Raw genomic sequence first — 24,103 nt, forward strand, 5'->3', positions numbered from 1 at the left:
GTCATGCCTTCGGCATACTGCGCGCGTCGGCGTGCGGCCCGCCCGCCGGCAAACCATTCTTCAGCACCGCGTAACGGGATGAGACAGAAGAATCATGTGAGAGCCCAGGAAACGGACAGAGGGCGAGGCCCTACGGAAACAGCGGCATCGTGCGCCACTTTCATGGACACAAAACGGCGAAACTGCCGGCACAAAACCGGGCGAGCCCGATTGAAACCCCCACTTACCGCCCGACGCGCGATACAGCGCGACGGCATCCTTCCGGAACTCCTCCGGATACGGAGACTTCCGTCCCACCTGGACATCCCTCCCTGGACCATCAAGATCCATTGTCAGGGTGTCCACTCCAAAGGGTCAGCCTCAGCGGGCACCCTGTACCTGTCCTACTGACGGCCGCCGGTGGCCGCGCAACCGCACAGTTGGTCCGCCGCCGGCCGCTGCGCGAGCAGGGCGGCGACGAGCACGTCGGTGGCCGTGCCGAGCGCCGCGAAGTAGGCGTCGTCGCTGGTGCCTGGGGCGGGTTCCAGCCCGAGGTCGAGCACGGGGTGGTGGCGCCCGCTGCGTCCGCAGGTCAGGTCGCACGTGCTGAGCGTGATCCGGACCGGTTCCGGGACGGCCGGGGCGGCGGCGCGCACGCCCCGGCACAGGGCCGCCGCCGCCCGCGCGAACTCCTGCGGAGAGCGGGGCAGCACGCCGACGCGGCGCCGGCCGGGCGTGAGAGACCCGGAGCGGTAGGCGTGGCCCTCGCAGCTGTCGTACGTGGCGAGCCGCCAGGCGCCCGTGGTGAGCGCGTCCACCAGGGGCCAGACGCCGTCCTCGATGGCGGCGCGCCACTGGGGGTGCTCGGGGTCGACGTCGTCCGCCTCGTGGATGCCCGGGAGTCCGACCGTGTTGATATTGCCGTCCGCGCTCCTGAGCAGCCGGGCGGGGCGGCGGGGCGCGGTGGGCGTGTTCCAGCGGCCGAGGAACTCGTCGACGTCGGGCATGACGTTCGGGAACCGGGGGCGGTGCGCGAGCGTGCGGCAACCCCCGTCCACGGTCGTCGTCCCCTCTTCAAGGTCTGCCATAATTCCCTCCCGGTTTACGGTCCACGGATTGAGGAGGCTGTCCGGCGACCCTAACGACGAAAGACCGAGAAACGGCCCGGTACCTCTCCTTGGAGGCCGGAGAATGCGCATTTACGCAGGATCCGGATGCGGCCGCCGTCCTCTTCTGTTCGCATTTCCGCAATTCCTTGGATGCGGGCCGGGCGTCTCGGTCATCCTGCTGGAACGTGCCGCCGTCCACGGCGGATCACAGAATCCTCTTCCGCCGTACTGGAAGGAGTCGGGGCCGTGGCTGAAAAGTACGACCTGGCCGTCGTCGGACTCGGTTACGCCGGGCTTCCGCTGGTCATCGCGGCTGCCCGCAACGGCATGCGGGTCGCGGGCTACGACGTCGACGCCAGCCGCGTCGCTGCCCTCGCCGGCGGGACCAGCTATGTGGACGACATCTCCGACCGAGAGATCACCGAGGCGCTGGCCTCGGGCTTCACACCGTCCTCGGATCCGGAGGTGATCGCCGCCGCGGATGCCGTCACCATCTGCGTGCCGACGCCGCTGCGGGACTCCGTGCCCAACCTGAGCGCCGTCCTGGACGCCGCGCACCTGGTGGCGCCCCGGCTGCGCCCGGGAGCGCTGGTGGTGCTGGAGTCGACCACTTACCCGGGGACCACCACCGACGTTGTGCTGCCCCTCCTCGAGCAGGGCTCGCGGACAGTCGGCGAGGACTTCCTGCTGGCCTTCTCCCCCGAGCGGATCGATCCCGGCAACCCGGCGTTCGGGCTGCACAACACCCCGAAGGTCGTCGGAGGCGTCACGGCCCGCTGCACCGAGGCCGCCACCGCGCTGTACGCGCGCATGGTGCAGAAGGTGGTGACGGTGAGCACGCCGGCGGCGGCCGAACTCACCAAGCTGCTGGAGAACACGTACCGGCAGGTCAACATCGCGCTCATCAACGAGATCGCCGTGTACTGCGACGGACTCGGTGTGGACGTGTGGGAGGTGGTGGCCGCCGCGGCCACCAAGCCGTTCGGCTTCCAGTCGTTCCGGCCCGGCCCGGGAGTGGGCGGCCACTGCATCCCGGTGGACCCCGGCTACCTGGCCTTCAGCGGCCGGGCCTCGGGGTTTCCGCTACGGCTGCCGGAACTGGCGCAGGAGGTGAACGACCGGATGCCTGCGTACGTCGTCGACCGCATCACCCGGCTCCTCAACGATCGGCGGCGCAGCGTCCGCGGCACCCGTGTGCTGCTGCTCGGGGCGACTTACAAGCCGGACATCGCCGACGACCGCGGCTCACCGGCGGTGCCCGTGGCCGAGCTCCTGCTGGACCGGGGTGCCCTCGTGCGCTTCCACGACCCCTGTCTGCGCACCCTGCGGCTGCACGGACGGAGCATCGCCGGGGCCGAGTCGCTGGAGGCGGCAGTCGCCGAAGCCGACCTCGTCGTGCTGCTGCAAGCGCACCTGGACTACGACCTGGCCGCCCTCGCCGACACCGCGCCGCTGCTGTTCGACACCACCGGCCGCGCCGTCGGCACACGCGTGGCGCATCTTTGACCCGGCCGCACGACCACCCGGCCGGCCTCCTTCCGGAAAGGGCGCCGACCGGGCCTTCGGCATTCCCTGAATACCGCGCTGCGGATATCGGCAATCATAGTCCTCGCAATTCGTTGATCCGGCCGCCAGGGCGCTGCTAATTTCATTGCAGGGAATCAACGGATTCCTCGACACAAAAGAAAGAGGTACATCATGTCCGAGAAGAACGAGATCTCCTTCGACGCGTTCGTCGACGCTGTCAAGTCGTATGACCTGGAGTCCGTCAGCGCCAAGGACACTGCCCACTCGTCGGCGGTCTCGGTAAAGCCCTGGGAGCACGTCACGGAGCAGACCTCGGACGCCGTCTGATCCGCTGCACCAGACCGGCGGGCGGCTGTCCGCAGCCGTCCGCCCCCCCGGCCCGCGCTTGCCCCGCCCCCACGGCCGGGCGCCCGTCCCGCCGACCCTGCGAGGTGGCACACATGCTCGACCCGTCCCCGTGGGCGGACCCTGCGGACCGCGAAGTGGAGACCGAGGTGCTGATCCTCGGCGCCGGACTGGCCGGACTGGCCGCCGGTTCCCTGCTCGGCGACCGCGCGGTCGTGGTGGAGGCCGCGGACCGGCCCGGTGGCCTGGTGCGCACCGAACGCGTCGGGAACTACTGGTTCGACCACGTCATCCACCTGCTCTACTTCAGCCATCCCGACGTCGAGGCCCGCGTCCGCGCGCTGCTCGGCGACGTCCTGCGCCCATGCCCCCCGGACGCCCGGGTCGAGACAGTCCGAGGCACCACACGCTTCCCCGTCCAGCTGAACCTCCACGGCCTGCCCCCCGAGGTGCGCGCCGCGTGCCTGGCGGACCTGCGGACCGCGCACGCGCGGAACACGACGCCCGGCGACTACGAAGAACTGCTGCTGAGCGCCTTCGGCCGCACCCTGTGCGAGCTGTTCTTCTTCCCGTACAACCGCAAGCTGTGGCGGCGTCCGCTCAGCACGCTGTCGGCGTCCGGCTTCCACTGGAACCTGACCCGGCCCAGCGTCGCGGAGATCGAGCGCGGCGCCAACTCGGCCCGCCCGGCGGAGGGCTACAACGCGCGGGGCTGGTACCCGCGGCCCGCTCCCGGTGGCCGGCGCGGCATGGAGGTGCTCTCCCAGGCATTGGCCGACCGCGTCCCGGACCTGCGGTTGCGGCACACCGTCACCGCCGTCGACCCGATGTCCCGTACCGTGCGCACCCGTTCACCCGAGGGCGTCACCGACTTCCGCTTCACGCACGACTGCGTCTCCACACTCCCGCTGCCCACCACCGTCGAGCTGTGCCACCGGGCGCCCGAGGCCCTCGTCGAACGCTGCCGTGCGCTGCCCCGCAACCGCGTACGGTCGGTGGCGCTCGCCGTCCAGGGACCGAGGCCGCGCGACACCGGGCACTGGCGGTACTACACGCGCGAGGACGTGCCGTTCACCCGCCTCGTCTTCATGACGGAGTTCGACCCGGACATGGCACCCGCCGACGGCTGGGGCGTGCTCGCCGAGGTGCTCGAACCGTCCGAGGGGCCGCGCGCAGCGGACGACGCGCTGGTGGCCGACGTCCTGCGCGGGGTCGAAACGGTCGGACTGCTCGGCCCCGGCAGCCGGGTCGTCGGATCCCGGGTGTTCACGAGCGACCCCGGCTACGTCGTCTTCACCGACAAGGCCCGGGAGACCGCCGACGAGGCCACCCGCCACCTCGCCTCCCTCGGCATCACCCCGCTCGGCCGCTACGGCACCTGGACCTACTCCTCCATGTCCCAGGTCATGGAGGAGGCCTTCGCCTGGGCGGCGCGGCGTTCGGCCCCGGCGACAACATGACCCGGACAGCAGACAGGGAGATCTCCTTGCCCAGCACCACGAACCATGGATTCCTCGCGCTGGAGGGCGTCGACGGATCCGGGAAGACGACGACCGCACGGCTCATCGCCGAACACGTGCGCGCGCAGGGACGGCCGCTGTCCCGCATCGGCCAGCACTCGTGGCTCGATCCACAGGCGGCGCGCGTCATCATCGACGTCCGCGAGGACCGGCCGCACCGGCACAGCCACCGGCGCATCACCGAGGCCTACTTCCGCGACAAGCAGTTGCAGGCCGGCGCGATCGGTGACCTGCTGCGCGACCGCACCGTGCTGTCGGATCGCTACATCTTCAGCGACGCCGCCTACCTGGAGGTCCTGTACGGCATCCCCGCCCGCGAGACGCTGGACCGCCACCACGCGCACGGCACCCTGCTGCCCGACCTGATCGTCTACCTCGACGTCCCCGTCGAACTGGCCGCCGACCGCGTCGTCTCCCGCGGCAAGAGCATGCGGCACTACGAGAACAGCTACACCCTCGACAAGGTCAGCACGGTGTACCGCGCGCTGCTCCTCGACGACCCACCGCCCTACCTCCCGCCGGTGCACGTATTTCGCAACACCACCGGCGCGCACGAGGACGGCCGGATGCACGCCCTGTACCGTGCCGCGGACTCCGTGGCCGCGCCCGAACGCGAACTGCTGGAGACCTCGTGAGCCGCCTGGACGTCATCATCCCCTGCCACAACGGCGCACACTGCGTGGGCCGGCAGCTCGCGGCGCTCGGCCGACAGCGCACCGACACCGACTGGGGCCTGGTGATCGTCGACGACGGCTCGACCGACGCCCTCACGGCCGTCGTCGAAGACCACCGCCGTCACCTGCCACCGGACACCCGCATCGTGACCCGCTCCGTGCGCGGAGGCACCGGTGCCGCCCGCAACACGGGGGCGCGCGCGGCCCACGGCGACCGTCTGCTGTTCCTGGACGCCGACGACGAGATCGCCGACGACTACATCGCAGCCATGGCGGCAGCGCTCGACCGGGCCGAACTGGTCACGGCCGGCATCGACTACCAGCGGCTCAACCCGCCCAAAGTGCTGCGCGAAACGCCACCCGATCAACTTCCCGACATCCTGACCGCGAGCCTGTTCAAACCCCATGTACTGGGCGGGCTGATGGGGATCTCCCGGAGCCTGTTCGAGGAACTGGGCGGCTTCGACGAGCGGCTGCCCGCGCTCGCCGACGTCGACCTGTCCTGGCGGGCGCAATTGGCGGGCCGCACCATCGGCGTGGCGGACACCGTCGTGTCGGTCGGCATCCGTGCCACGCACCGCGGCAGGTTCCGCCGGGGCCGGTTCCAGGGGCACGACATCGTGGCCCTGCGCCGGAAGTTCGCCGCACACGGCACCGCCCCCGTGACCTGGCGCGGCCATCTGGCGGACTGGCTGCGCCTACCGGTCACAGCCGCACGCGCGGGAGCCCCTGCCGCCCTGTCCGCCCTGGTGTGGGAACTCGGCTGGCAGACGGGCGTCCTGGACGCCCTCCGGTCCGAGCCGCGCCCCCTGTCCCCCCTCACCGCGCCGGAGCCGTCATGATCACCCTGTCCCGGGGGCTGAACCCACACGAGACCGCCTGGGCTGAACCGGTCGTTCCGGACCGGCCCCCCTTCACCCTCCTGCACGGCAGCCCCTCGTACATCAACGTGCTCGACGCGCTCGGTGCCCGGGAAACGGTCCGGGCCCTGCGCGGCCGGACCGGCGTGGCCGCCTGCGCCTCGTTCAAGCACACCTCCCCCGCAGGCATCGCACTCGGCAGACCTTTCGCGCCGGGGGACGAGGATCTCTACGACCAGGGGCCGCTGCCGGACGACGCCCTCTGCCGGGCCGTCGTACGAGCCCGGTACACCGCACCCAAGTGCTCGTACGGGGACTTCGTCGCGGTGTCGGAGCCGGTCACGGCGGTACAGGTGCCGCTGTTCGCGAACGCCATCGGAGTAATCGCCCCGGACTTCACCCCTAAGGCGCTCGCCGAACTCTCCCGCTTCCACCAGGGCCGGTTCATCCTGCTGCGCGCCCACGAAAGCGATGAGCGGGACGGGCGGAGCATGAGCACGCAGGAGTCGGTCGAGACGGCAGGGCTGCGGCTGACGCGTTCGGCCGCACCGCTGCCGGAGTTCGCGGGGGGGACACGCACGGAGTGCGGCACGCCCGGCAGCACAGACGACCTGGCCGTCGCCCTTGCGGCCGTCCGGCATGCCCAGTCGAACGCCATGGCCTTCGTCATGGACGGTGCCACGATCGGCATCGGCATGGGCCAGCAGAACCGTCTGGACTGCACCCGCCTGGCGGCGGTCCGCGCCCGGACCTGGCAGCGTCGCAGGCACCCGGACGTCCTGGGCCTCGGCTTCCGAAAGGACGTAGGGCCCGCGGAACGCGCGGTGTGGCGGGCGCGGCTCGCAGAGGGCGACCTGACCCCCTCGGTCCGCGCCGAGTTCGCCGGAGTGCTGGCAAACCCCCGGGACGCCGACCGGGAACCAGATTGGAACGCGACGCCACCGCTGTCCGGGGTGACCCTGGCGGCCGACAACCACTTCCCGTTCGTCGAGGTCGTCGAAATCGCAGCCCGCCTGGGCGTCACCCAACTGGTCACGCCCGTCGGCTCGACCGGGGCGGACGCGCTGCGGGACGCCTGTGAGGCCCACGGCATGAGCTGGATCGTGACCGGTGAGCGCTTCTTCCGACACTGACACCAGTTCTATCGGCACGAGTCCCCTCGACACCAGCGCCCTCGCACGCCCCTGGCGGCTGCCCGGCTGGCGTCCGCGCGCTGTGGTCGTCATCGACGCCCGGCTGGCCGCGGCCGGCCTGCAGCGCACCGGGCCCGTCGAGGACGTCAAGCGCTGGGCGCTGTCGGCCGTGCTGCGCTGCCCGACCAGCGGGGGCGCGGTGTTCCACAAGCAGTCGTTGCCGTCCCTGGCGCACGAGGGCCGGGTGCTGACCCTGCTGGCCGGCCGCCACCCCGGTCTGGTGCCCGAGGTCCTCGCGCCCGGGCCGCCGGACGAGGGCTGGTGCACCCGGGAGGTGGCCCTGCGGCCGGGGACCGAACTGCCCGACGAGGAACGGGGCCGGGCCCTGGCCGTCCTCGGCACGGTGCAGCGCGACTGGCTGGGCCGGACCGCCGAACTCACCGCCGCCGGTTGCTGGGTGCGCACTCCGTACGCCCTGGCCGGTCTGGCGCCGCTGTTGGAGCGGAGCGACCTGTTCGGGCCCGGCTCGGGACTGCCGGACGCGCTGAGCGCACCGGAGTCCGTCCGGCTGGCCGACGCCTGCGACCGACTGCCCGAGCTGTGCGCGGCACTGGCCACGGCGCCGCCCGGCGAGAGCCTCATCCACGGCGACCTGCACCCGGGCAACTGGGGCGTGACTTTCGCGACCGGCCGGACCGTGTTCCTGGACTGGGCGGAAGCCTCCGTCGGCCACCCGTTCCTGGACATCGCGGCGGCCCTCAGAAGCTGCTCGGAGCCCAGGGCCCGGGCCCGCGCCCTCGACCGGTACTTCGCGAGCTGGTCGCCCCTGATGTCGGCCGCCGAGTGCCGGGAGGTATGGCGGCTGGCCGAACCGGTCGCCGCGTTCAACCAGCTCGTCACCTACACACACTTCACCGACACAGCGGAACCGCACGAGCGGCCGAACTGGGCGCCACGGCTGCTGGGGTGGGCGAGGACCCTGCTGCGGGCCATGGACGGCCTCGCACGCAGCTAAAACACCCCGCCGCCCGCCTCCCCCTTCCCGAATCCCCCTTCGCCCCCGGCCGCCCTCCCCGCTTCCCACCCGAAGGAGACACCCACATGTGGTCCACCCCCTCGGCACCCGTCCTCGTCACCGGCGGTGCCGGCTTCATAGGCAGTCGGCTCGTCCGTTCCCTGGCCGCGGCGGGCCACCCCGTCCGGGTCCTGGACGACCTCACGACGGGTCGGCCCGAGTCCGTCGAGTCGGTCCCGGGCGCCACCTTGGTGCGCGGCAGCGTGCTCGACGCGGACGCGGTGGCCGAGGCCGCGCGCGGGACAGGGCTGGTGCTGCACCTCGCGGGCGTCGTCGGCATGCGACTCGCGGCGCAACAGGCCGAGCTCGCCTACGCCGTGGGCCGGCGGGGGACGGCGAACGTCCTGGCGCACACCGGGGACACACCCGTCGTGCTTGTGTCCAGCTCCGCCGTCTACGGGCTCAGCGACAGCACCGCCGAGCTGCGCGAGGAGCAGGCCATGGACCGCGCCGTCCCGCTGGCGTACGACGGCGGCAGCCCGGGCTACGCCACCGGCAAGTGGGAGATGGAACGGCTGGGGCGCGAGGCCGCCCGGCACCGGCCCGTGCTCACGGTGCGGCCCTTCAACGTCGTCGGCCCCGGCCAGCGGGGGCGCTACGGCATGGTGTTGCCTACCTTCTTCCGTCAGGCCGAGTCCGGGCAACCGCTGACCGTGCACGGCGACGGCAGCCAGCGCCGCTGCTTCACCGACATCGACCAGTTCACCCGCCGCCTGCTCGACCTCGCGGCCACCGAGGCCGCGTGGCGGCCCGACGCCAACGTGTTCAACATCGGCTCCCGCACCGAGACGACCATCGCCCGCCTGGCCCGCCTGGTCCTCGACGCCACTGGCAGCACGGCGGGCTCCGTCCACGTGCCGTACGAGTCGGTCTTCCCCGGCCGCACCGACGTGACCGGCCGGGTGCCCTGCCTGGACCGGCTGACCGCGGCCGTCGGCGAGACCGACTGGCTGTCCGCCGCGGCACTGGTGCGCAAGACGGCGCAGGCACGGCGGGCCGACGCGCTTGCCGCCACCCGGTGACGGGTCCGCCGCATGCGGGTTCACGCAAGAAGAACCGCATTTCATTGACGCGTTTCCGCCGCCACGAGAGCCTTTTCCCAGACATTCAGCGCAGAGGAGCTGCACCATGAAACTTCAGCTGCCGGCTCCCGGGGAAACCATATTGGCGATGCTCAAACTCCCCGGGGAAATGTGCAATATCAACTGCCATTACTGCTACGAGCGGCGCAAGCCGTACCCCAATGCCCTCATGCTGAAGCCGGAGGTGCTGCGTAAATTCCTTGCCCTGTGCGGCGGACGGCCGCTGGCGGTCGAACTGCATGGCGGTGAGCCGCTGCTGATCGGCCGCCGGAAGATGGGCGACCTCTTCGCCGAACTGCGTGGCTACGAAGGCCCGGTGACAGTCTCGATGCAAACCAACGGCATCCTTCTGAACGAGGCCTGGCTCGATTTCTTCGACCGTGAATGGCCGGACATCGAGATCGGTATCAGCCTGGACGGGGACGAACAGGGCAACGCGCACCGCGTCGACTTCAGAGACCGCCCCACCTACCGCAAGGTCACCAAGGCGCTCGACATGATGGCGGCCCGGAACCGCAACGTCGGTGTCATCGTCGTCGTCACCCGCCGCATCCTCGGCCGGGCCGCGGACGTGCTGGACTCGCTGAGCAAATTCGAGGCCGTGAAGGTCATCAAGCTCTCCGGATGCCTCGACTTCAACGTGAAAAGCAAGGACTACCAGACGCCGAACCGCCGGTCGCTTCAGATCCTCAACCCCGACGGCGTCGGCATGCCCGGCTGGGCGACGACGCCCGACGAGTACGCCGACTTCCTGATCGAGGCATTTGAGCACTGGTCGGCGACCCGCTCCTACGGCGCCTACGTGCTGGAGCCGTTCTTCAGCGTCATCCGGTCGCTGTCCGGGCTGCCCACGAGCTACACGAGCTTCAGCGACCGTAAGGAACCCTTCGTCGTGACGCTCTACCCCGACGGACGTATCGGCAGCTCGGACGAACTGAGCATGCCCGGCGCGCTGCTGGGTTCCGTGGACACGGCCTCCGGGATGGACGAGCTCCTCACCCTGGACAGCAACCCGGGGCTGCGCCGCGACCTGTCCGCGCTGCTCGACAAATGCGCGGGCTGCTCACACGAGGCCTCGTGCCGCGGCGGTGCCCTTCCCGACCGGCTCCGCTTCGAGGGAACCGGGTTCGAAGAGGAGTACTGCGACTACCGGCGCAAGGTCATCGACCATGTGGCCGCGGCCCTGCCGACAGCGGCCTGAAAGGGAACCCGAGATGTTCCTCCTCCCCGTCATTGACGACGACGAGACACAGAACCGCTACTGGAACGCCTCGCTCGACGGCCGGGCCATCCACTCCTTCCTACTGTGGGTCGAGCCGCACAGCACCGCCTGGGCCCGGCGTGCCGCCGCGGCGGCCGGTGCCGGAGCGCCGGACACCACGGAGCCGCCCGCCCCGCTCACCCGCGCCCTCGCCGGTCTCGCCAGCGCCCCGGACATCGCCGTCGACCCCGCCGAGGTGAGCACCGCCCTGCTGCCCCTGCCGGGCGGTCCGCGCCTGGCCGTCCTGCACGGCGTGTCCGAGGACGGCGGCCGGCTGCGGCTCGCTCCGGCCGCCGCCCCGGACCGATCGGCGGTGGGCGACGCCGTGCGGGTGCTGGACGGCGTCGGCCTGCGGTACGTCGTCGACCTCGCCGTGGGCGCGGTCGTCCTCGGCGACGCGGCGGGCGCCGCCGTACCGGCCGATTTGTGCGACGTGGCCCGGCTCCTCCCGGGTGAGTCCGACGCCCTGTCCCGCGCCGAGGCGCTGCTGCGCGAGGGCGCCGCGTCCTGGATGGGCCAGTGGCTGCGCACCGAGGAGGCCGTCGGCGCCCGCAGCGGTCCACTGCCCAGGACCGACCGCGCCTGGCTGACCGGCGTCTTCGCCGACTCCCTCGCCTTCCAGCTGTACGACCGGCTCGCCGCCCGCCGCCCCGAGGACATCCCGAAACCCGTCGCACGCCGCCGGCGGGAGCTCCTCGACGGACTTCGCGCGCTGCGTGCCGTACTGCCTGGCCGGGTCGGCGAGACGGTCGGCATGGGCATCGTCGCAGAGCTGATCGGCACCACCTACCCCTGCTGGAACCGGCGGCAGTTCGCCGTCAAGTCCCCCTTCGACTACATCCGCGAGATCCGGCCGCTGACGGACGCCGAGAAGACGGAACACCTCGACCGGTGGGCCGCCCCGAGCGCCGTACGCTGACCGCCGCCCCGAAAGGACTGAAGACCCTCATGACCGAAGCCGACACCATCGAGGCGACCGCGTCCGTCACCTCACTCCAAACCGAGCTGACCGCGCGGCTGGTGGAACACCGTGCCGAACGGGCGCACACGCTGCTGGCCAGCCTGCGCAGTCTCGTGCCGGGCACGGAGCTCGACGGCCCGGACGGGGCGCCGGACGCCTTCGACAACGCCGTCCTGCACCACGCCTTCCAGCAGGCGCGCCTCGCCGCGCGGACCCGCGACGCGGACCGGGCCCGGCGGGCCGTGCGCCTGTGGCAGAACCGGGCGGCGCTGCGAGCCGAGGCCGTGCAGACGGCCGTCGGGCCGGTCATGGTGCTGCGCGCGGCGGACTGCGACGCCGTGGACGACGACCGCCTCGGCAGCCGAATGTACCTGCTCGGCACCTCACCCGAGCAGGACGCAGCGGAGCGGGCGCGCATCTCACAGACCCTGAACGAGGCCGTCGACGCCGCGCTCGCCGTCGGCGGCGAGGTGCTGCGCTCCTCCACCGCCGTCGTCATCTGGACCGAGGCCGTACCGCTCGGAGCGACCTGCCGCAGCTACACGTTCGACTTCCTGCCCAGCACCGTCGTCCTGAACTGGACCGACGAACCGCTGCGCCTGGGCGAGACCCTCGTGCACGAGGCCACGCACTCCTGGCTGAACGAGTCCTTCGACGCCGAGGGCGTGTCCTTCTCCGACGACGGCCCCCGCTTCCACTCCCCCTGGAAGAACGAGGACCGTCCGGTGTTCGGGATCGTGCACGCGGCCCTCGCCTTCGCGAACGTCATCCACTACCTCTCCCGCATCCAGCCGGCGTCGGACGACGACTCGCACCTCGCCGCCGTGCTGCGGCGGCGCCTGGAGGTGGAACTGGAGTCGCTGGAGGTCGGCCACGCCTCGGCCCTCACCTGCTTCGACCAGGTGCCCAGCGAGCCGCTGCGCACGTACCTGCGGGCCGCCGTCGCCGACGCGCGGCGCGCGGGCTGACGGCGGCACCGGTGTTGGGTCCGCCCTACCGTCACCTCGGGCCGCTGCCCGACCTCACCGCCGAGGACCTGCGCAAGTCCGTACGGACGCTGCTGGGCGATCCCACGGCCGAGGTGAGCGACTGGACGGGTGAACCGATCGGCTACGAGAGCTGGAGCAGAGCGAGCGACGGGCTGTACCTGGTGCGGGGCACGGCCACCGGCTACGGCGGCAACCGCACATGGGAGCTGGTGCTGAAGCAGGTACGGCACCGCCCCTGGGTGCCCGGTCCGCGCGATCTGGCCCGGCAGATCGACGACGGCGGCGACGGCCCGGCGGACTGGGCGTACTGGCGGCGCGAGGCGCTGGTGCTGGGCTCGTCGCTCCCGTATGCCGTCGCCGGCCGGTTCGCCGCCGTCCGCTGTCTGGGGATCGTGCCGCTGCCCGGTGACCGGCTCCGACTGTGGCTGGAGCGGGTCGACGGGACACCCGGCGAGGCCTGGACGGCCCGTGAACTGCTCGACACCGCCGAGTTCCTCGGCGGGTTCCACGCCCGCTCGCTGCGGCAGCCGCCGCCGTTTCAGGAGTGGTGGTGCAGGCCGTTCCTGGAACAGGCCGCGCTGCGCGGGCGGTTCGCTCTGATCGACCGGGTCGCCGATGCGGAGACCAGTGCGGATCCGGCGGTGCGCGGCCTGTTCCGGCCGGGGACCGCCACAGCGCTGCGGTCGCTGGCGCGCCGGCATGCCGAGGCCATCCGGATGATGCGGTCCCTGCCGACCACCCTGGTGCACCGAGACCTGACACCTCGTAACCTGTTCCGGACGGCCGAAGGCACGGTCGCGATCGACTGGGGTCAGGCGGGTCTGGGGCCGGCCGGGGAGGACCTGGCCACCCTCGTCCTGTCGTCGGCGGCGGCCGCGGATTTGGATCCCGCCGCTACGCTCGCCCTCGGGAGCGCTGCCGCCGCGCGCCATGCCACGGGGATGGCGGAAGAAGGAGACCCGTGCGACCCGGAAGACGTGGTCCTCGCCTACCGTCTCGTGGCCGCCTACCACTTCGGACTCCCCGTGGTGCGGATCGCTGACCGGCTACTTTCGCGGGACGCCGCGTCCCGCACCGAGGCGGCCGCCGATCCCGGCACGCGGCGGCGGGTGGCGGTGATGACGGCGCTGGTGGAGGAGGCACAGCGGGATCTGTGAGGCGGGGCCCGGTCCCAGGGAGAGCCGCGGCCCGACAAAGGCGGGCTCACCGACCGGACCCGGCCGCCGGGCGGGAACCTCCGGTGTGCGGCGTCCGTCAGGCGGGGCCCGACGGACGCATACCGGTCATGGTGAGCCGACCGTGCTCCAGGCGCAGCCGGTACCAGCTGCCCCGGCCCACGATGCGCGGCAGCGCGCAGTCGTGGGCCGCCGACAGATACGCAAGCGTGGCGGGGATGGCGTCGCCGTGCGAACAGGCCACCGCGTGACCGTCGTCGTGACGGGCGGCGATCTCCACCAGCGCGCCCAAAACCCGACCAGCCGCCCACGCGCCACCGAGCGACGGGCCGACGGGAGCGAAAACCCCCTCGGTCCAGGACACCGGCTCGGCGAAGCCGCCCGCCTCCCGCAGCCGGTCGTCGACCACCACAGGGACCCCGGCGACGGCGGCCAGCGGAGCGACGGACTGCCGGCAGCGTAGCGAGGGGCTGCTGTAGACGGCGTCGACCCCCTCCTTGAACACCTCGCCGAGAACTTCCGCCTGCCTCATTCCCTCGTCGCTCAGCGGACGCAGATCGTCGTCCCCGCTCCACTCTTCGCGCGGCGACGAGGAACAGTGCGGAACCAGATCCAACACAACGGTGCATGAATTCGCGAACATAGCGCGCATCATGCCCGGGCCGGCCGGCGGAGTCCAAGGATTAGCGGGTATCCGCAAAATAGTTGACCACGCCGATCCGGAGCACAGAACCTGAACCCAAGATGGGATGCAGGCCGGGCACGTCCCGCAGGCTACGGAGTCGGTATGGAATTGGTCGACACAGCGGCGCACCACGGTGCGGAGGAAATAGCCCGGGAATTCCTTGAGCACGGTGCTCCGTTCCTCTGGCCGGAGCTGCCCGACCTCGCCGGCCTGACGCCGGACCGTATCGCCGCGCTGCCTCCCCTGCCCTACGGCGACCCGGAGTTCAGCGCCCGGCTGCTGCGGGAGCAGACCGACACCACGACGACGGACTCCTCCCGGCCCCCGGCGGTGGTCAAGCGGCAACTCGCATGGCTGCGTCATGAGTTGCCCGAGTGGCGGGCGGGTCGTGTGCACCATCCGCTGTGCGGGCCCGGCACCTACGCGGCCGCGCTGGGCGATTACGGTCTGACCGCGTACGTCGGCGTCGACGCGGGCCCCGCGGTGGTCCAGCATGCCCGCCGCCGCTTCGCCGGGCAGGACCACATCCGCTTCGTGCTCGGCGACGCGGCGGACACCGCCGCCTCGCCCGGGGAGCCGGCCTGCGACACCCTGCTGCTCACCTATGACGCCGCCAATTTCCTCGCTCCCCGCGCCTTCCGGGAACTGCTCGGTTCGCTGGTGCGGGGGCTGCGCCTGGGCGGCATCGCCGTCCTGGATCTGCGCCTTGCCGAGGACGGCACCGCGGGGTTCGACGAAGGACGGCGCGTGCACCGGCGTCGGACCGGCTCGGTGTTCCGGGACGGCCCGCACCTGCTGCTCAGCGAGGGGTTCACCGTCGCGGACGGCGCCCTGCTCGGTCACCGCATCGTCGCGGTGGACGACGGCCCCGGTGGCCGGCCGCCCGAGGTCTTCCACTCCGTGCTGCACGTCCCGACCGCCCCGCAGCTCACCGCCGCTCTCACGGCCGCCGGACTCGACGTGTGCGTGCGGGGACGTCCCTTCGCCGGTTCCGGCGACCCCAATCTCGCGCGGCATCTCGTCGTGGCCCGCAAGCAGCGCATCACCCACCGCACCCTTCCGTGGAGGCAGCCATGAAGATCACGTTTCTCGGGCATGCCGGTGCCCTCGTGGAGGCCGACGGAGTGAAGCTGGTCTGCGATCCGTGGTTCTCCGAGGGCGGGGCCTTCCTGTCGGGTTGGCACCAGCTGCCCGACAACAGTTCCTGCGCTCCGCTCGTGCACGAGGCGACCCATGTGTACGTGTCGCACGACCACCAGGACCACTTCGACGCCGACGTGCTCAACGCGCTCGACCCGTCCGTCACTCTGCTGATGCCGGACTATCCGCTGCCGACCTGGAAACGGCTGGTCCGCACGCTGCGCGGCCCGGCCCCCGTCCTCCTGGGCGACCAGGAGGTCTTTCAGGCCGGCCCGCTCCGGCTGCGCCTGATCCATTCCCCCACACCCCGGCACCAGGACTCGGCGCTCGTCATTGAGGACACCAACACCGGCCAGGTCGTCGTCAACCTGAACGACTGCCAGGTGGACCGCGACCAGTTGCGCACCATCCGCCGGCTCCATCCCCGCATCGATGTTGTCCTGGCGCAGTTCTCCGGCGCCACCTGGTTCCCGTTCGCCTACTCCTTCCCCTCCGCGGAACAGGTGGAGGCGGCCCAGCGCAAAAAGGTCAACTCCATGCGTCGGTGGACCCGTTACATGCAGGCACTCGCCCCGCGCAGCGCTATTGCGTTCGCCGGGCCGCCGGCCCTGCTCGACCCTGAGCTGTCCCCGCACTTCTTCGCGGAGTCCTCGGTGTTCACCACACCGCCCGAACTGCTCGCGTGGCTGCGCCGCGAGCACCCGGACCTGGCGGAGCGCACCATGGCACCGTTGCCGGGCGATGAACTCGACGTGGCAACTGGCCGGTTGACCGCAGACCCGGGGATCCGGCAGGGATTCGACTGGGAGAACCTCGCGCCCTACATTGCCGACTACGCCCGCAGACGAGCCCCCGCCATCGCCGACGTGGTCGCCGGGTACCCAGAGCCGCGGCACGGCCTCTACGACGATTTCGCCGCCCACTTCAAGGCACTGTTCGCAGCCGGGGAGAGCCTGTGCCGGGCCGTGGACGCCGTCGCCGCCTTCGATGTGCGCGGCGTTGGAGGCGGCTTCTGGCTCGTCGACTTCCGCTCACTGGAGGTGCGCGAGGGCACCGGGCCGGAGACCGACGCTCACGACTACCGCTTCACCCTGTCGTCGCGGTACCTGCCGGAGATCCTGGAAGGAGGGATGAGCTGGGAGGAGTTCTTCTTCTCGTTCCGCTTCAGCGCCTGGCGGCCCAGCATCGGCGCGTACAACGAGGAACTCATGTCGGTGCTGCGGTGCAGCGATCCCGACGACCTCACCGCGTACCTGCGGCGGACGGCGCAGGGCGGCGAGCGCCCGGCCGGCACGTTCACGCTGGAGACGCCGAGCGGGACGTACCGGGTGTCCGACATCTGCCCCCACCTGGGCGCGCGGCTCGGCCCGGGGGACTACGACCCGGAACTGGACGCGGTGGTCTGCCCCCAGCACGGCTGGCGGTTCGCCCTGCCGGACGGCGCCTGCGCCAACGGCCGGGCACGGCTCGGCATCTCGCCGTCCGGGACGACGGCGGATCCGGACACCCCGACGGACCTCTCGACCGACACCCCGACGGACGCCCTGCGGCGTCCCCGAGAAAGGCAGGCACACCGGTGATCGACTACGCGGCCATGGAACGGCAGCTGAACGCGGCCCACGAGCCCTGCTTCCGCGCCGCCCCCTTCCCGCACTATGTATGGGACAGCATCCTTCCCGCCGACGCCCTGCGCGCCGCCGCCGACGCCTACCCGGACACCGCCGTGATGACGGCGAAGCCGGGCATTCCCCGCTGGCACTCCCAGGACCGGCAGCTGGCCGGGGCGGCCCTACGGGACCTGTGCGAGGTCCTGCTCGGCGACGACCTCGCCTCCTTCCTCAGCAAGGTGACGGGGGTGGAAGGGCTACGTACGGAACCGGACGGGGACTGGGGCAGCTACCGGCTCGCCGGTCACGGCGCCGTGCATCATGCGCACGTCGGCTCCAACCAGCACCCGGAGACCGGGCGGCTGCGCCGGTACTCACTGTTCACCTACCTCACCGAGGGCTGGCGCCCAGAGGACGGCGGCTGGCTGGAACTGGGCGAACCGGTCGACGGTGAATCCCCGACTCGGATCATGCCCTCCTTCAACCGCAGCGTCCTCATCGAGACGACGTCCCGTTCGCTGCACGGTGTGTCCCTGCTGCGGGCCCCAGCGCCGGTCCTGCGCAGGACCATTACCGTGCACTTCTGGACCGATCCGGCGGCGGATGGCGCGGCATGAGGGAGGACACGAGGTGAGACACCGCCGGCTGGGCCGAAGCGGTCTGCACGTCAGCGAGTTGGTGTACGGAAACTGGATCACACACGGCGGGCAGATCGACGAGGACCGCGCCAGTGCATGCGTCAGGGCGGCGCTGGACTCCGGTGTGACCAGTTTCGACACAGCCGACGGCTACGCGTTCGGCGCGGGCGAGGAAATCCTCGGCCGCGCGCTGGCGGGTGAACGCCGGTCCGGGATCGAAATCTTCACCAAGGTGTACTGGCCGGTCGGCCCCGGGCCGAACGAGCGCGGGCTGTCCCGCAAGCACATTATGGAGACGATCGACATCTCGCTGCGCCGACTCGGCACCGACCACGTCGACCTCTACCAGGCCCACCGCTACGACCACGGCACCCCGCTGGAGGAGACCATGACGGCCTTCGCCGACGTGGTCCGCGCAGGCAAGGCCCTCTACATCGGGGTGTCGGAGTGGCGGGCGGAGGAGATCCGTGCCGCGGAGGGCCTCGCCCGCGAGCTGCGAGTACCGCTGGTGTCCAACCAGGCACGCTATTCGGCCCTGCACCGCGTGATCGAGGCGGAGGTGATCCCCGTCTGTCAGGAGCTGGGTCTCGGCCAGCTCGCCTTCTCCCCGCTGGCGCAGGGTGTCCTGACCGGGAAATACTTGCCCGGTCGGCCTCCGCCGGCTGAGTCGCGCGCGACCGACACCAAAGGGTTCGGTATGCACTTCATGGAGAAGGTGTTGCGTGAGGACATCCTCTGCCGCGTGCGACGGCTGCTGCCGCTGGCCGAGGAGGCCGGGATGCCGCTGCCGGTCCTGGCCCTGGCCTGGGTGCTGCGGGAGCCGAACGTGGCGGGCGCGGTGATCGGGGCCAGCGGGCCCGAGCAGATCATCGCCAATGCCGCAGCGTGCGACGTCGTCCTCGACGACGATCTCAAGGCCGCTGTGGACGCTGTCTTGGCACCGGTGGCACTCACCGACCCGGCCCTCACGACCAGCCCGGCCGCCGTGTCCTGAACGCCGCCCACCCTTCTGGCTCCCTGGTGCCCCCGGCCGCTTACTGTCCAGGGGCACCGCCGGTACCGGAACGCCCCATCGGCCATGCCTCGCTGCGCCTCGCCGGGGCCTTTAGATAGCGGCGCCCCACCAGGTGTCACGTCCGGGGACCCGGTGCCGGTCCGGTCACCAGTGCGGCCCTCGCAGGCCGCGCGGTTACGACGGGCTCCGGGCGGTGCCGTGCCTCGTCCGAGACCTGCGCGAGTGCCAGGTGCAGAGGCGACGGTTCCATGCCGTCTCACGGCACCAGCGCAGCGACAGTGCGAGCGGCACGCCCTGCTCCGACCACAGCCGGGGCAGCTGTCGCGCAGCCTCACCCGGCCGGTTCGAGAGGGCGCCGGGTCGCAGCAGCAGGTTGCGTCCGCGCACCAGCACCCTCAGGAAGGCGTCCCATTCCTCGGCCATGTGCACCCGGGAGCACGCCGAAAGCTCGGGAAAGCCGAGAGGCACACGGTAGGTGAACTCCGCGGTGGCGATGACCGCGGTCAATAAGAGGTCATCTCATTTGGCGAGGCGGCGATAGCAGATGAGGGTGCAGGCGATGCTGGTGAAGGCCAGGAAGTGTTCCGCCTTGCGCTCGTAGCGGCGGTGCAGACGGCGGCAGCCGGCGAGCCGGGCCATGGTCCGCTCGATGGTCCAGCGGTGGCGTCCCGGCCGCTGGGAGGACTCGATGCCCTTGCGGGCGATGCGGTGCCGGATGTCGCGCGCGCGGAGCCATTTCCGCAGGTGGGCGTAGTCGTATCCCTTGTCGCCGTGGGGCTTGGCGGGCTTGCGCCGGCGCGGGCCGCGGCGGGAGCGGACGGGCGGGATGCCGCGCTCGAGCGGCTCCAGGGCCTGGCTGTCATGGAGGTTGGCGCCGGAGATCCCGACCGAGAGGGGCAGACCGACCCGATCCGTGATCAAGTGGATCTTCGAGCCTTTCTTGCCCCGATCCACAGGATTCGGACCCGTCAGGCCCCCCCTTTCATGGCCCGCATGGTCACCGAATCGATCGCGCAGCGCGACCAGTCCAGCTTGCCGTGCGCGCCGAACTCGTCCAGCACCAGGCGGTGCAGCTTGGCCCACACCCCGGCCTTGGTCCACTCGGTGAACCGCCGGTGGGCCGTCGGCCCGGAAGGGCCGAACGACGGCGGAAGCTGCCGCCAGGTACAGCCCGAGGTCGCCACGAACACGATCGCCGCCAGGACCTCCCGGTCCCCGTACCGGCGCCGGCCGCCACCCTGCGGCCGAGTCGGAGCCGGTGGCACCACCCGCTGGAACAACTCCCACAGCTCATCCGGAACCAAGCGCTCGACGATCCCCATAGCACCAGATTACCGAGCAACCCAAATGAGACGACGTCTAAGATGGGTGTCAGTCCGTGCACTGCCAATTCGGTGCCGATCATGCGGATCAGCCGGCGCAGGACGTACGGACCGCCACGAGGCCCAGGTGCCATTCCCTCGCCGAGCAGCAGGGAGACGGCGCTGGACACGTTCGCGAGAAAGACGGGGCTCGGGCCCGCCGCCGCGCCGGCCAGGGCCAGCAATGCGGCGATGCCCGCGGTCAGCCGGCCGAGCAGGGGCGGCACCGGGATTCTCCAGCCGCCCGGCATCGGCGCGCTGCCGGGGACGACGGGTTGCGTCAGCGCGTGCTCAAAGACGATCACCTCGAACAGCGGCCGGCGCGGGGGCGTCACGCGGTCCGCCGTCCGTCGGCGCTCGGCGAACTGGATGTGTGCGACTGAGAGATGACATCCGCAGGGGCACTGTTCGTCGCAGTGCGCGAACACGACCGCCCGACACTGGCGGCGCACCGTGAGACATGGTCCCGGCTCGGGTTCCATGCGTATCGGCGCGTCCGATAACCGGATGCCACGCACGATGCTGCCGGGCCGGACGCCGAGTTCGCGCAGGGCGGCCGTCACGGGCGGGCCGTCCTGTGGTTCCGCCCGGAACAGGAAGGTCAGGTCACTTGGTGAGGTGCCGGCCTCCCGTAGCTCGTCCAGGACATCGCCCGGCGCCTCCTGGTAGGGGCGCTTTCCGGTCCGGACGGCTCCGACGGTGCGCTGGGCGCTTGGCGGGGAGGCGGGTGGCAGGTGGGCCAGTCGACTGGGGTTCAGCACCCATTGCATGACCACGGCACCACCGGGTTCGGGCCGTGGATGACCGGTCAGGAACCTGCGCCATGCAGGTGCCGCTACCGAGGTGTAGGAGGATGGCGCCGTCGTCCCCGCGACCAGGGGCCCGGTGGGAAGCGGCGGTAACCAAGCCGTCCAGACATTCCGCGAACGTCGACACAGCATGGAACGCTCCGTCCGCGCCTCCTTGCGGCACGCTCTCGCGCACGCACACCGCTCCCGTTTCAATCCACAAAGGCGAACCTTAACTGCTGTCACAAACTTTAGTCATATTCAGGCAGGGTTGCATCCGTTTTTCGATGCAACTACCATATGGGGTTTCGATAGCAATTTGCACCTTTTCCAAGTGGCCCGAAAACCTGCCAAAGGGACACAAAGCGTCTTTGTCGCTCTAGTTAATTCTACTGTTGACCATCAAGTCATGCCGTGTCAGCATCTAGGCTCAAGGCAGTCAAGTGAGTCACAATGCGAGTCACTTATGACGGCCTCAGGAATCATGTGAGGACTAAGGATGAATCATTTAAGGTGCCTGTCGGCGGCCGTTGCACTCCTGTTGTGTTTCACCACCCCGGTGGCATCAGCCGCGTACGGAGGGCAGTCGACCGAATCTGGATCGCCGACCGGGATCGCTGTGTCTGCATCCGATGGATTCCTGATCTACCACAACATCCCGCTCTGCTGCTGACCATGGGGCCTCAACGCGTGAAGGCAGCAAAGGCCTTCCTTCCTCTGCCGCCTTCGCAACGGTCAAATTTTTTTGCGCCGTCCCTACGTGCGCGACGTCAACTTCTGGCCCGTCAGGAAGGTCTCCCGGTGCCCCATGCACCGCATGCTCTGCCGGTACGCCCACACCGCGCGCTCGTCCTCACCACAGAGCCTCAGGATCTCGGCCAGCTCGGCCCAGGCGAACGCCGCCTGGCGGTTGGCCTCCGATGCCTCCAGCATCAGGGCGCCCCGCTCGTGGGCCTGCTGCGCGGACTCCCGGTCACCGAGTGCCAACCGGGCCGCGGCCAGCACCAAATAGTTGCGGGCGCTCTGCAACCGGTGGCCAGTGCCGAGCAGTTCCAGGGCCTGCTCGGCGTGGTCGATCGCGGCCTCGGCATTCTCGAGGCGCAGTTCGACCTGCGCCAGGGCGGAGAGGCAGTAGGCAACGTCCACGCTGCTACCGACCTCACGCAGGCTGGTGAGGCTCTGTTCGAGCACGTCATGGGCAAGCTCCGGCTGCGCCGTCTCCGACTGGAGAAGCAGCATGGCGTAGGCGTTCCGCAGCCGCGCCAGGGCTCGCTGGTCCTCACCCTCCGCGTAGATGGCCAGCGCCTTCTCGATCAGCGTGAGGGCGTCCGCGGTGTTGCCGTTGCGGTGCATGACCACGCTGGCGTTCCAATACGCGGCGCCGAGCGCTCGGGAGTCCGTGACCGTCCCCGCCTGCTCGATCGCCTGGGTGGCGAGGTACGCCGCCCGGTGCATGTCGCCGCGCTCCATGTAGACACCCACCAAGGTGGAGAGCAGTTCGATACCGATGACGGTCGGCCTGAGCTGAAACTTGTCCAACTCGGCCAGAGTGGCCTCCGCCACCTCGATGGCGTGGGACAGGTTGCCCAGCTCCCGGTAACACCGGCACAGCGCGATCACGGTGGGAAGACGCGGCACCAGATCGGGATGGTCCAGGGAGGCCTCGTGCAGGGATTCGAACCGGGCGACCGCTTCCTCCAGCCGACCGCCGTGCTCCAGCGACCGGGCCATGCCGTACTCCGCCTTGTACCAGACCTCGGGACGGTCAGCGAAGCTCACCTTCTCCTGAAGTGTGTGGTACGCCTCGAACGAAGAGTCCGGGTCGCCATTGTTCAGGGTCATCTCTGCGTAGTTCAGTTCCACCTGGAACTCGTTGACCGAAATCTGCGCAGGGGCGCCGGTCAGGTCGGACAGGTCGCAGCCCAGCCGCCTAGCCAATTGGACGAGCACGTCTGCCGACGGCACCCGTTTACCCGCCTCCAGCAGCGAGATGTAACTGGCAGACAGGCCGTCACCGGCGAGTTCAGCCTGAGACATGCCGGCTGTCCGGCGCAGGCATCGGATGCGCGCACCGACTTCCCCCGAAATCTTCACACCTGCTCCTAGGCCACACGGGCGGATATTACCAATCAGTCAACTTTAGCTCAAGCCGATGATCGACAGGGAACCATTCTGTCGAGCCGGAACCCATACCGCAGCCGCCCTCCTGGACCACTGTCGACCGCCTTCGCCATCATCTTCCCAGATGAACGCTCTCATCCTGGGATGTTCTCCGGCGTCGGATCCGATTATTGACAGTAGTCACCCTCCATTTCCTTCTCGGTCAGCTTCCACCCATCGGATACGACGTCCGCTTCAGGGCGCTGCGCCGCGTAAGTGCGCCCGGCTACCGCACCACATCCGACCACACCAACCAGGGGAGCCCCATGCGTAGCTCAACGAACCCCATGCCTGTGCGCCGCAGCAGCCTCCGAATACCTGACGGCGAGCAGCGATCCGCCCCGGTGCGGCCGACCCTGGAAGAGAGGCTCGCCGCTGTCATGCCCCTCGACGAGCGCCAGCGCAAGCTGGTGGCGCTGCTGCTCGCCGGGCACACGGACGCGAGCGCGGCCGGCCGACTCGGTGTCAGCCCCCGCACGGTGACGAACATCCTTCGCTCGCTCATGGACAGAATGGGTGTCGACAACCGCTTCCAGTTAGGGGTGGCCCTTGGTAGCCAAATGCGCGTGCCCGACCGCCCGCCCCGGCCCGTCCCAACGCCGTTCGGCATCCCGATGCCTTCGAGTCGCCGGGAGACCAGCGCATAGGCCTCACGGCGGCAGGTGGCCCGCATATCCGACCAGACGTCGACAACGATGTCGCACGCTCTCACCGGTCGCATCGATGAGTGAACCGCCGACTTGTATGGGGGTATCGGGACGCGGTCGGGTTGGCCGCTCGTAGCGTGCCGTAGGACGCCGGGCCGGGTGACTCGTGAACCGTCTGCCGCTCTTCGGGGCTGGCTCTCCCGGGGTATGTCGCCGGTCCGGTGTCCGTCCGCGGTCTGACTCAACAGAGGCGTGTCCCGGCCGGTTGGTTCCGGAAGTCGGCGTGTCGGCCGTGGATGCCCTGTCGTCCGACCGAGAGGAACACAGTCCAGTGATATTGCTCGGTGTTGATCCCCACAAGTCCACCCACAC

22 protein-coding genes are annotated in these 24,103 nt (G+C 70.4%); 17 read left to right on the forward strand and 5 right to left on the reverse strand.

The genetic code is table 11. The features are described 5' to 3' along the window. Window positions 1–383 precede the first annotated feature (383 nt). The gene (locus IE271_RS36550; RefSeq protein ID WP_190194780.1) at window positions 384–1,067 is read right to left on the reverse strand and encodes a hypothetical protein; all 684 of its coding nucleotides are present in this window, start codon (window positions 1,065–1,067) and stop codon (window positions 384–386) included. A 267-nt stretch (window positions 1,068–1,334) separates the two neighbouring features. Between IE271_RS36550 and IE271_RS36555 the strand changes: the two genes are divergently transcribed. From IE271_RS36555 to IE271_RS36610, 12 genes are all read left to right on the forward strand, one after another. Further along, the gene (locus IE271_RS36555) at window positions 1,335–2,594 is read left to right on the forward strand and encodes a nucleotide sugar dehydrogenase (RefSeq protein ID WP_229919833.1); all 1,260 of its coding nucleotides are present in this window, start codon (window positions 1,335–1,337) and stop codon (window positions 2,592–2,594) included. A 192-nt stretch (window positions 2,595–2,786) separates the two neighbouring features. Then, complete coding sequence (locus tag IE271_RS36560; RefSeq protein WP_159765597.1) at window positions 2,787–2,942, forward strand: hypothetical protein; 156 nt, start codon at window positions 2,787–2,789, stop codon at window positions 2,940–2,942. Window positions 2,943–3,055: 113 nt separating this feature from the next. Beyond that, window positions 3,056–4,420: a protoporphyrinogen/coproporphyrinogen oxidase gene (locus IE271_RS36565; RefSeq protein WP_190194782.1), complete on the forward strand. Its 1,365-nt coding sequence runs from the start codon at window positions 3,056–3,058 to the stop codon at window positions 4,418–4,420. Window positions 4,421–4,446: 26 nt separating this feature from the next. Further along, complete coding sequence (locus tag IE271_RS36570) at window positions 4,447–5,115, forward strand: dTMP kinase (RefSeq protein WP_190194783.1); 669 nt, start codon at window positions 4,447–4,449, stop codon at window positions 5,113–5,115. Beyond that, window positions 5,112–5,996: a glycosyltransferase family 2 protein gene (locus tag IE271_RS36575; protein ID WP_190194784.1), complete on the forward strand. Its 885-nt coding sequence runs from the start codon at window positions 5,112–5,114 to the stop codon at window positions 5,994–5,996. Before IE271_RS36570 ends, IE271_RS36575 begins: the two co-directional genes overlap by 4 nt. After that, the gene (locus IE271_RS36580) at window positions 5,993–7,147 is read left to right on the forward strand and encodes a hypothetical protein (protein ID WP_190194785.1); all 1,155 of its coding nucleotides are present in this window, start codon (window positions 5,993–5,995) and stop codon (window positions 7,145–7,147) included. The genes IE271_RS36575 and IE271_RS36580 overlap by 4 nt, the downstream gene beginning before the upstream one ends. Beyond that, window positions 7,125–8,162 (forward strand): phosphotransferase family protein, encoded by a 1,038-nt coding sequence (locus IE271_RS36585; RefSeq protein WP_190194786.1) that lies wholly within the window; start codon window positions 7,125–7,127, stop codon window positions 8,160–8,162. The genes IE271_RS36580 and IE271_RS36585 overlap by 23 nt, the downstream gene beginning before the upstream one ends. 86 nt (window positions 8,163–8,248) lie before the next feature. Next, window positions 8,249–9,244: an NAD-dependent epimerase/dehydratase family protein gene (locus IE271_RS36590; RefSeq protein ID WP_190194787.1), complete on the forward strand. Its 996-nt coding sequence runs from the start codon at window positions 8,249–8,251 to the stop codon at window positions 9,242–9,244. A gap of 106 nt (window positions 9,245–9,350) precedes the next feature. Then, on the forward strand, window positions 9,351–10,505 hold the full coding sequence (locus tag IE271_RS36595; protein WP_190194788.1) for a radical SAM protein: 1,155 nt from the start codon (window positions 9,351–9,353) through the stop codon (window positions 10,503–10,505). Between the two features lie 13 nt (window positions 10,506–10,518). Then, the gene (locus IE271_RS36600) at window positions 10,519–11,484 is read left to right on the forward strand and encodes a hypothetical protein (protein WP_190194789.1); all 966 of its coding nucleotides are present in this window, start codon (window positions 10,519–10,521) and stop codon (window positions 11,482–11,484) included. Window positions 11,485–11,513: 29 nt separating this feature from the next. Continuing rightward, window positions 11,514–12,494, forward strand: coding sequence for an aKG-HExxH-type peptide beta-hydroxylase (locus IE271_RS36605; RefSeq protein ID WP_190194790.1), 981 nt, complete (start codon window positions 11,514–11,516; stop codon window positions 12,492–12,494). A gap of 11 nt (window positions 12,495–12,505) precedes the next feature. Beyond that, window positions 12,506–13,672 carry a phosphotransferase gene (locus IE271_RS36610; RefSeq protein ID WP_190194791.1) on the forward strand — a complete coding sequence of 389 codons (1,167 nt, stop codon included), beginning with the start codon at window positions 12,506–12,508 and terminating at the stop codon, window positions 13,670–13,672. 97 nt (window positions 13,673–13,769) lie between these two features. Here IE271_RS36610 and IE271_RS36615 read toward each other — a convergent pair whose 3' ends face one another. Next, a complete protein-coding gene (locus IE271_RS36615) occupies window positions 13,770–14,345 on the reverse strand; it encodes a histidine phosphatase family protein (protein WP_308435245.1) in 576 nt (191 codons plus the stop codon). A gap of 132 nt (window positions 14,346–14,477) precedes the next feature. Between IE271_RS36615 and IE271_RS36620 the strand changes: the two genes are divergently transcribed. Genes IE271_RS36620 through IE271_RS36635 form a run of 4 tightly spaced genes read left to right on the forward strand, consistent with a single transcriptional unit; the run spans window position 14,478 to window position 18,754 of the window. Continuing rightward, entirely contained in the window at window positions 14,478–15,452 is a 975-nt protein-coding gene (locus tag IE271_RS36620; RefSeq protein ID WP_190194793.1) for a methyltransferase domain-containing protein, read from the forward strand. Further along, window positions 15,449–17,095 (forward strand): MBL fold metallo-hydrolase, encoded by a 1,647-nt coding sequence (locus IE271_RS36625; protein WP_190194794.1) that lies wholly within the window; start codon window positions 15,449–15,451, stop codon window positions 17,093–17,095. The genes IE271_RS36620 and IE271_RS36625 overlap by 4 nt, the downstream gene beginning before the upstream one ends. Then, window positions 17,092–17,739 (forward strand): 2OG-Fe(II) oxygenase, encoded by a 648-nt coding sequence (locus IE271_RS36630; RefSeq protein WP_190194795.1) that lies wholly within the window; start codon window positions 17,092–17,094, stop codon window positions 17,737–17,739. The genes IE271_RS36625 and IE271_RS36630 overlap by 4 nt, the downstream gene beginning before the upstream one ends. Window positions 17,740–17,752: 13 nt before the next feature. Further along, window positions 17,753–18,754, forward strand: coding sequence for an aldo/keto reductase family protein (locus IE271_RS36635; protein ID WP_190194796.1), 1,002 nt, complete (start codon window positions 17,753–17,755; stop codon window positions 18,752–18,754). 195 nt (window positions 18,755–18,949) lie between these two features. Here the strand turns inward: IE271_RS36635 and IE271_RS36640 are convergent, their stop codons facing one another. The 3 genes from IE271_RS36640 to IE271_RS36650 all read right to left on the reverse strand — a co-directional run bounded on the left by IE271_RS36640 (window position 18,950) and on the right by IE271_RS36650 (window position 23,018). After that, window positions 18,950–19,282: a hypothetical protein gene (locus IE271_RS36640; RefSeq protein ID WP_190194797.1), complete on the reverse strand. Its 333-nt coding sequence runs from the start codon at window positions 19,280–19,282 to the stop codon at window positions 18,950–18,952. 12 nt (window positions 19,283–19,294) lie between these two features. After that, window positions 19,295–20,097 (reverse strand): IS5 family transposase gene (locus tag IE271_RS36645; protein WP_373308895.1). Its coding sequence is split into 2 segments (ribosomal slippage): window positions 19,295–19,753 and window positions 19,756–20,097, totalling 801 coding nucleotides; the frame shifts between segments, so codons are not numbered across the junction. Between the two features lie 1,583 nt (window positions 20,098–21,680). Continuing rightward, the gene (locus IE271_RS36650; RefSeq protein WP_229919835.1) at window positions 21,681–23,018 is read right to left on the reverse strand and encodes a helix-turn-helix domain-containing protein; all 1,338 of its coding nucleotides are present in this window, start codon (window positions 23,016–23,018) and stop codon (window positions 21,681–21,683) included. Window positions 23,019–23,464: 446 nt separating this feature from the next. Between IE271_RS36650 and IE271_RS36655 the strand changes: the two genes are divergently transcribed. Next, entirely contained in the window at window positions 23,465–23,731 is a 267-nt protein-coding gene (locus IE271_RS36655) for a helix-turn-helix domain-containing protein (RefSeq protein ID WP_190194799.1), read from the forward strand. Window positions 23,732–24,103 lie beyond the last annotated feature (372 nt).

Origin of the sequence: Streptomyces minutiscleroticus, from assembly GCF_014650875.1 — a bacterium.
Lineage (GTDB): Bacteria > Actinomycetota > Actinomycetes > Streptomycetales > Streptomycetaceae > Streptomyces > Streptomyces minutiscleroticus.

Coding starts and splice junctions, on each gene's coding strand:
- IE271_RS36550 (WP_190194780.1), bottom strand. CDS start 1,067: ATGGCAGACCTTGAAGAGGGGACGACGACCGTGGACGGGGGTTGCCGC.
- IE271_RS36560 (WP_159765597.1), top strand. CDS start 2,787: ATGTCCGAGAAGAACGAGATCTCCTTCGACGCGTTCGTCGACGCTGTC.
- IE271_RS36565 (WP_190194782.1), top strand. CDS start 3,056: ATGCTCGACCCGTCCCCGTGGGCGGACCCTGCGGACCGCGAAGTGGAG.
- IE271_RS36580 (WP_190194785.1), top strand. CDS start 5,993: ATGATCACCCTGTCCCGGGGGCTGAACCCACACGAGACCGCCTGGGCT.
- IE271_RS36590 (WP_190194787.1), top strand. CDS start 8,249: ATGTGGTCCACCCCCTCGGCACCCGTCCTCGTCACCGGCGGTGCCGGC.
- IE271_RS36595 (WP_190194788.1), top strand. CDS start 9,351: ATGAAACTTCAGCTGCCGGCTCCCGGGGAAACCATATTGGCGATGCTC.
- IE271_RS36600 (WP_190194789.1), top strand. CDS start 10,519: ATGTTCCTCCTCCCCGTCATTGACGACGACGAGACACAGAACCGCTAC.
- IE271_RS36605 (WP_190194790.1), top strand. CDS start 11,514: ATGACCGAAGCCGACACCATCGAGGCGACCGCGTCCGTCACCTCACTC.
- IE271_RS36615 (WP_308435245.1), bottom strand. CDS start 14,345: ATGATGCGCGCTATGTTCGCGAATTCATGCACCGTTGTGTTGGATCTG.
- IE271_RS36620 (WP_190194793.1), top strand. CDS start 14,478: ATGGAATTGGTCGACACAGCGGCGCACCACGGTGCGGAGGAAATAGCC.
- IE271_RS36625 (WP_190194794.1), top strand. CDS start 15,449: ATGAAGATCACGTTTCTCGGGCATGCCGGTGCCCTCGTGGAGGCCGAC.
- IE271_RS36655 (WP_190194799.1), top strand. CDS start 23,465: ATGCCCCTCGACGAGCGCCAGCGCAAGCTGGTGGCGCTGCTGCTCGCC.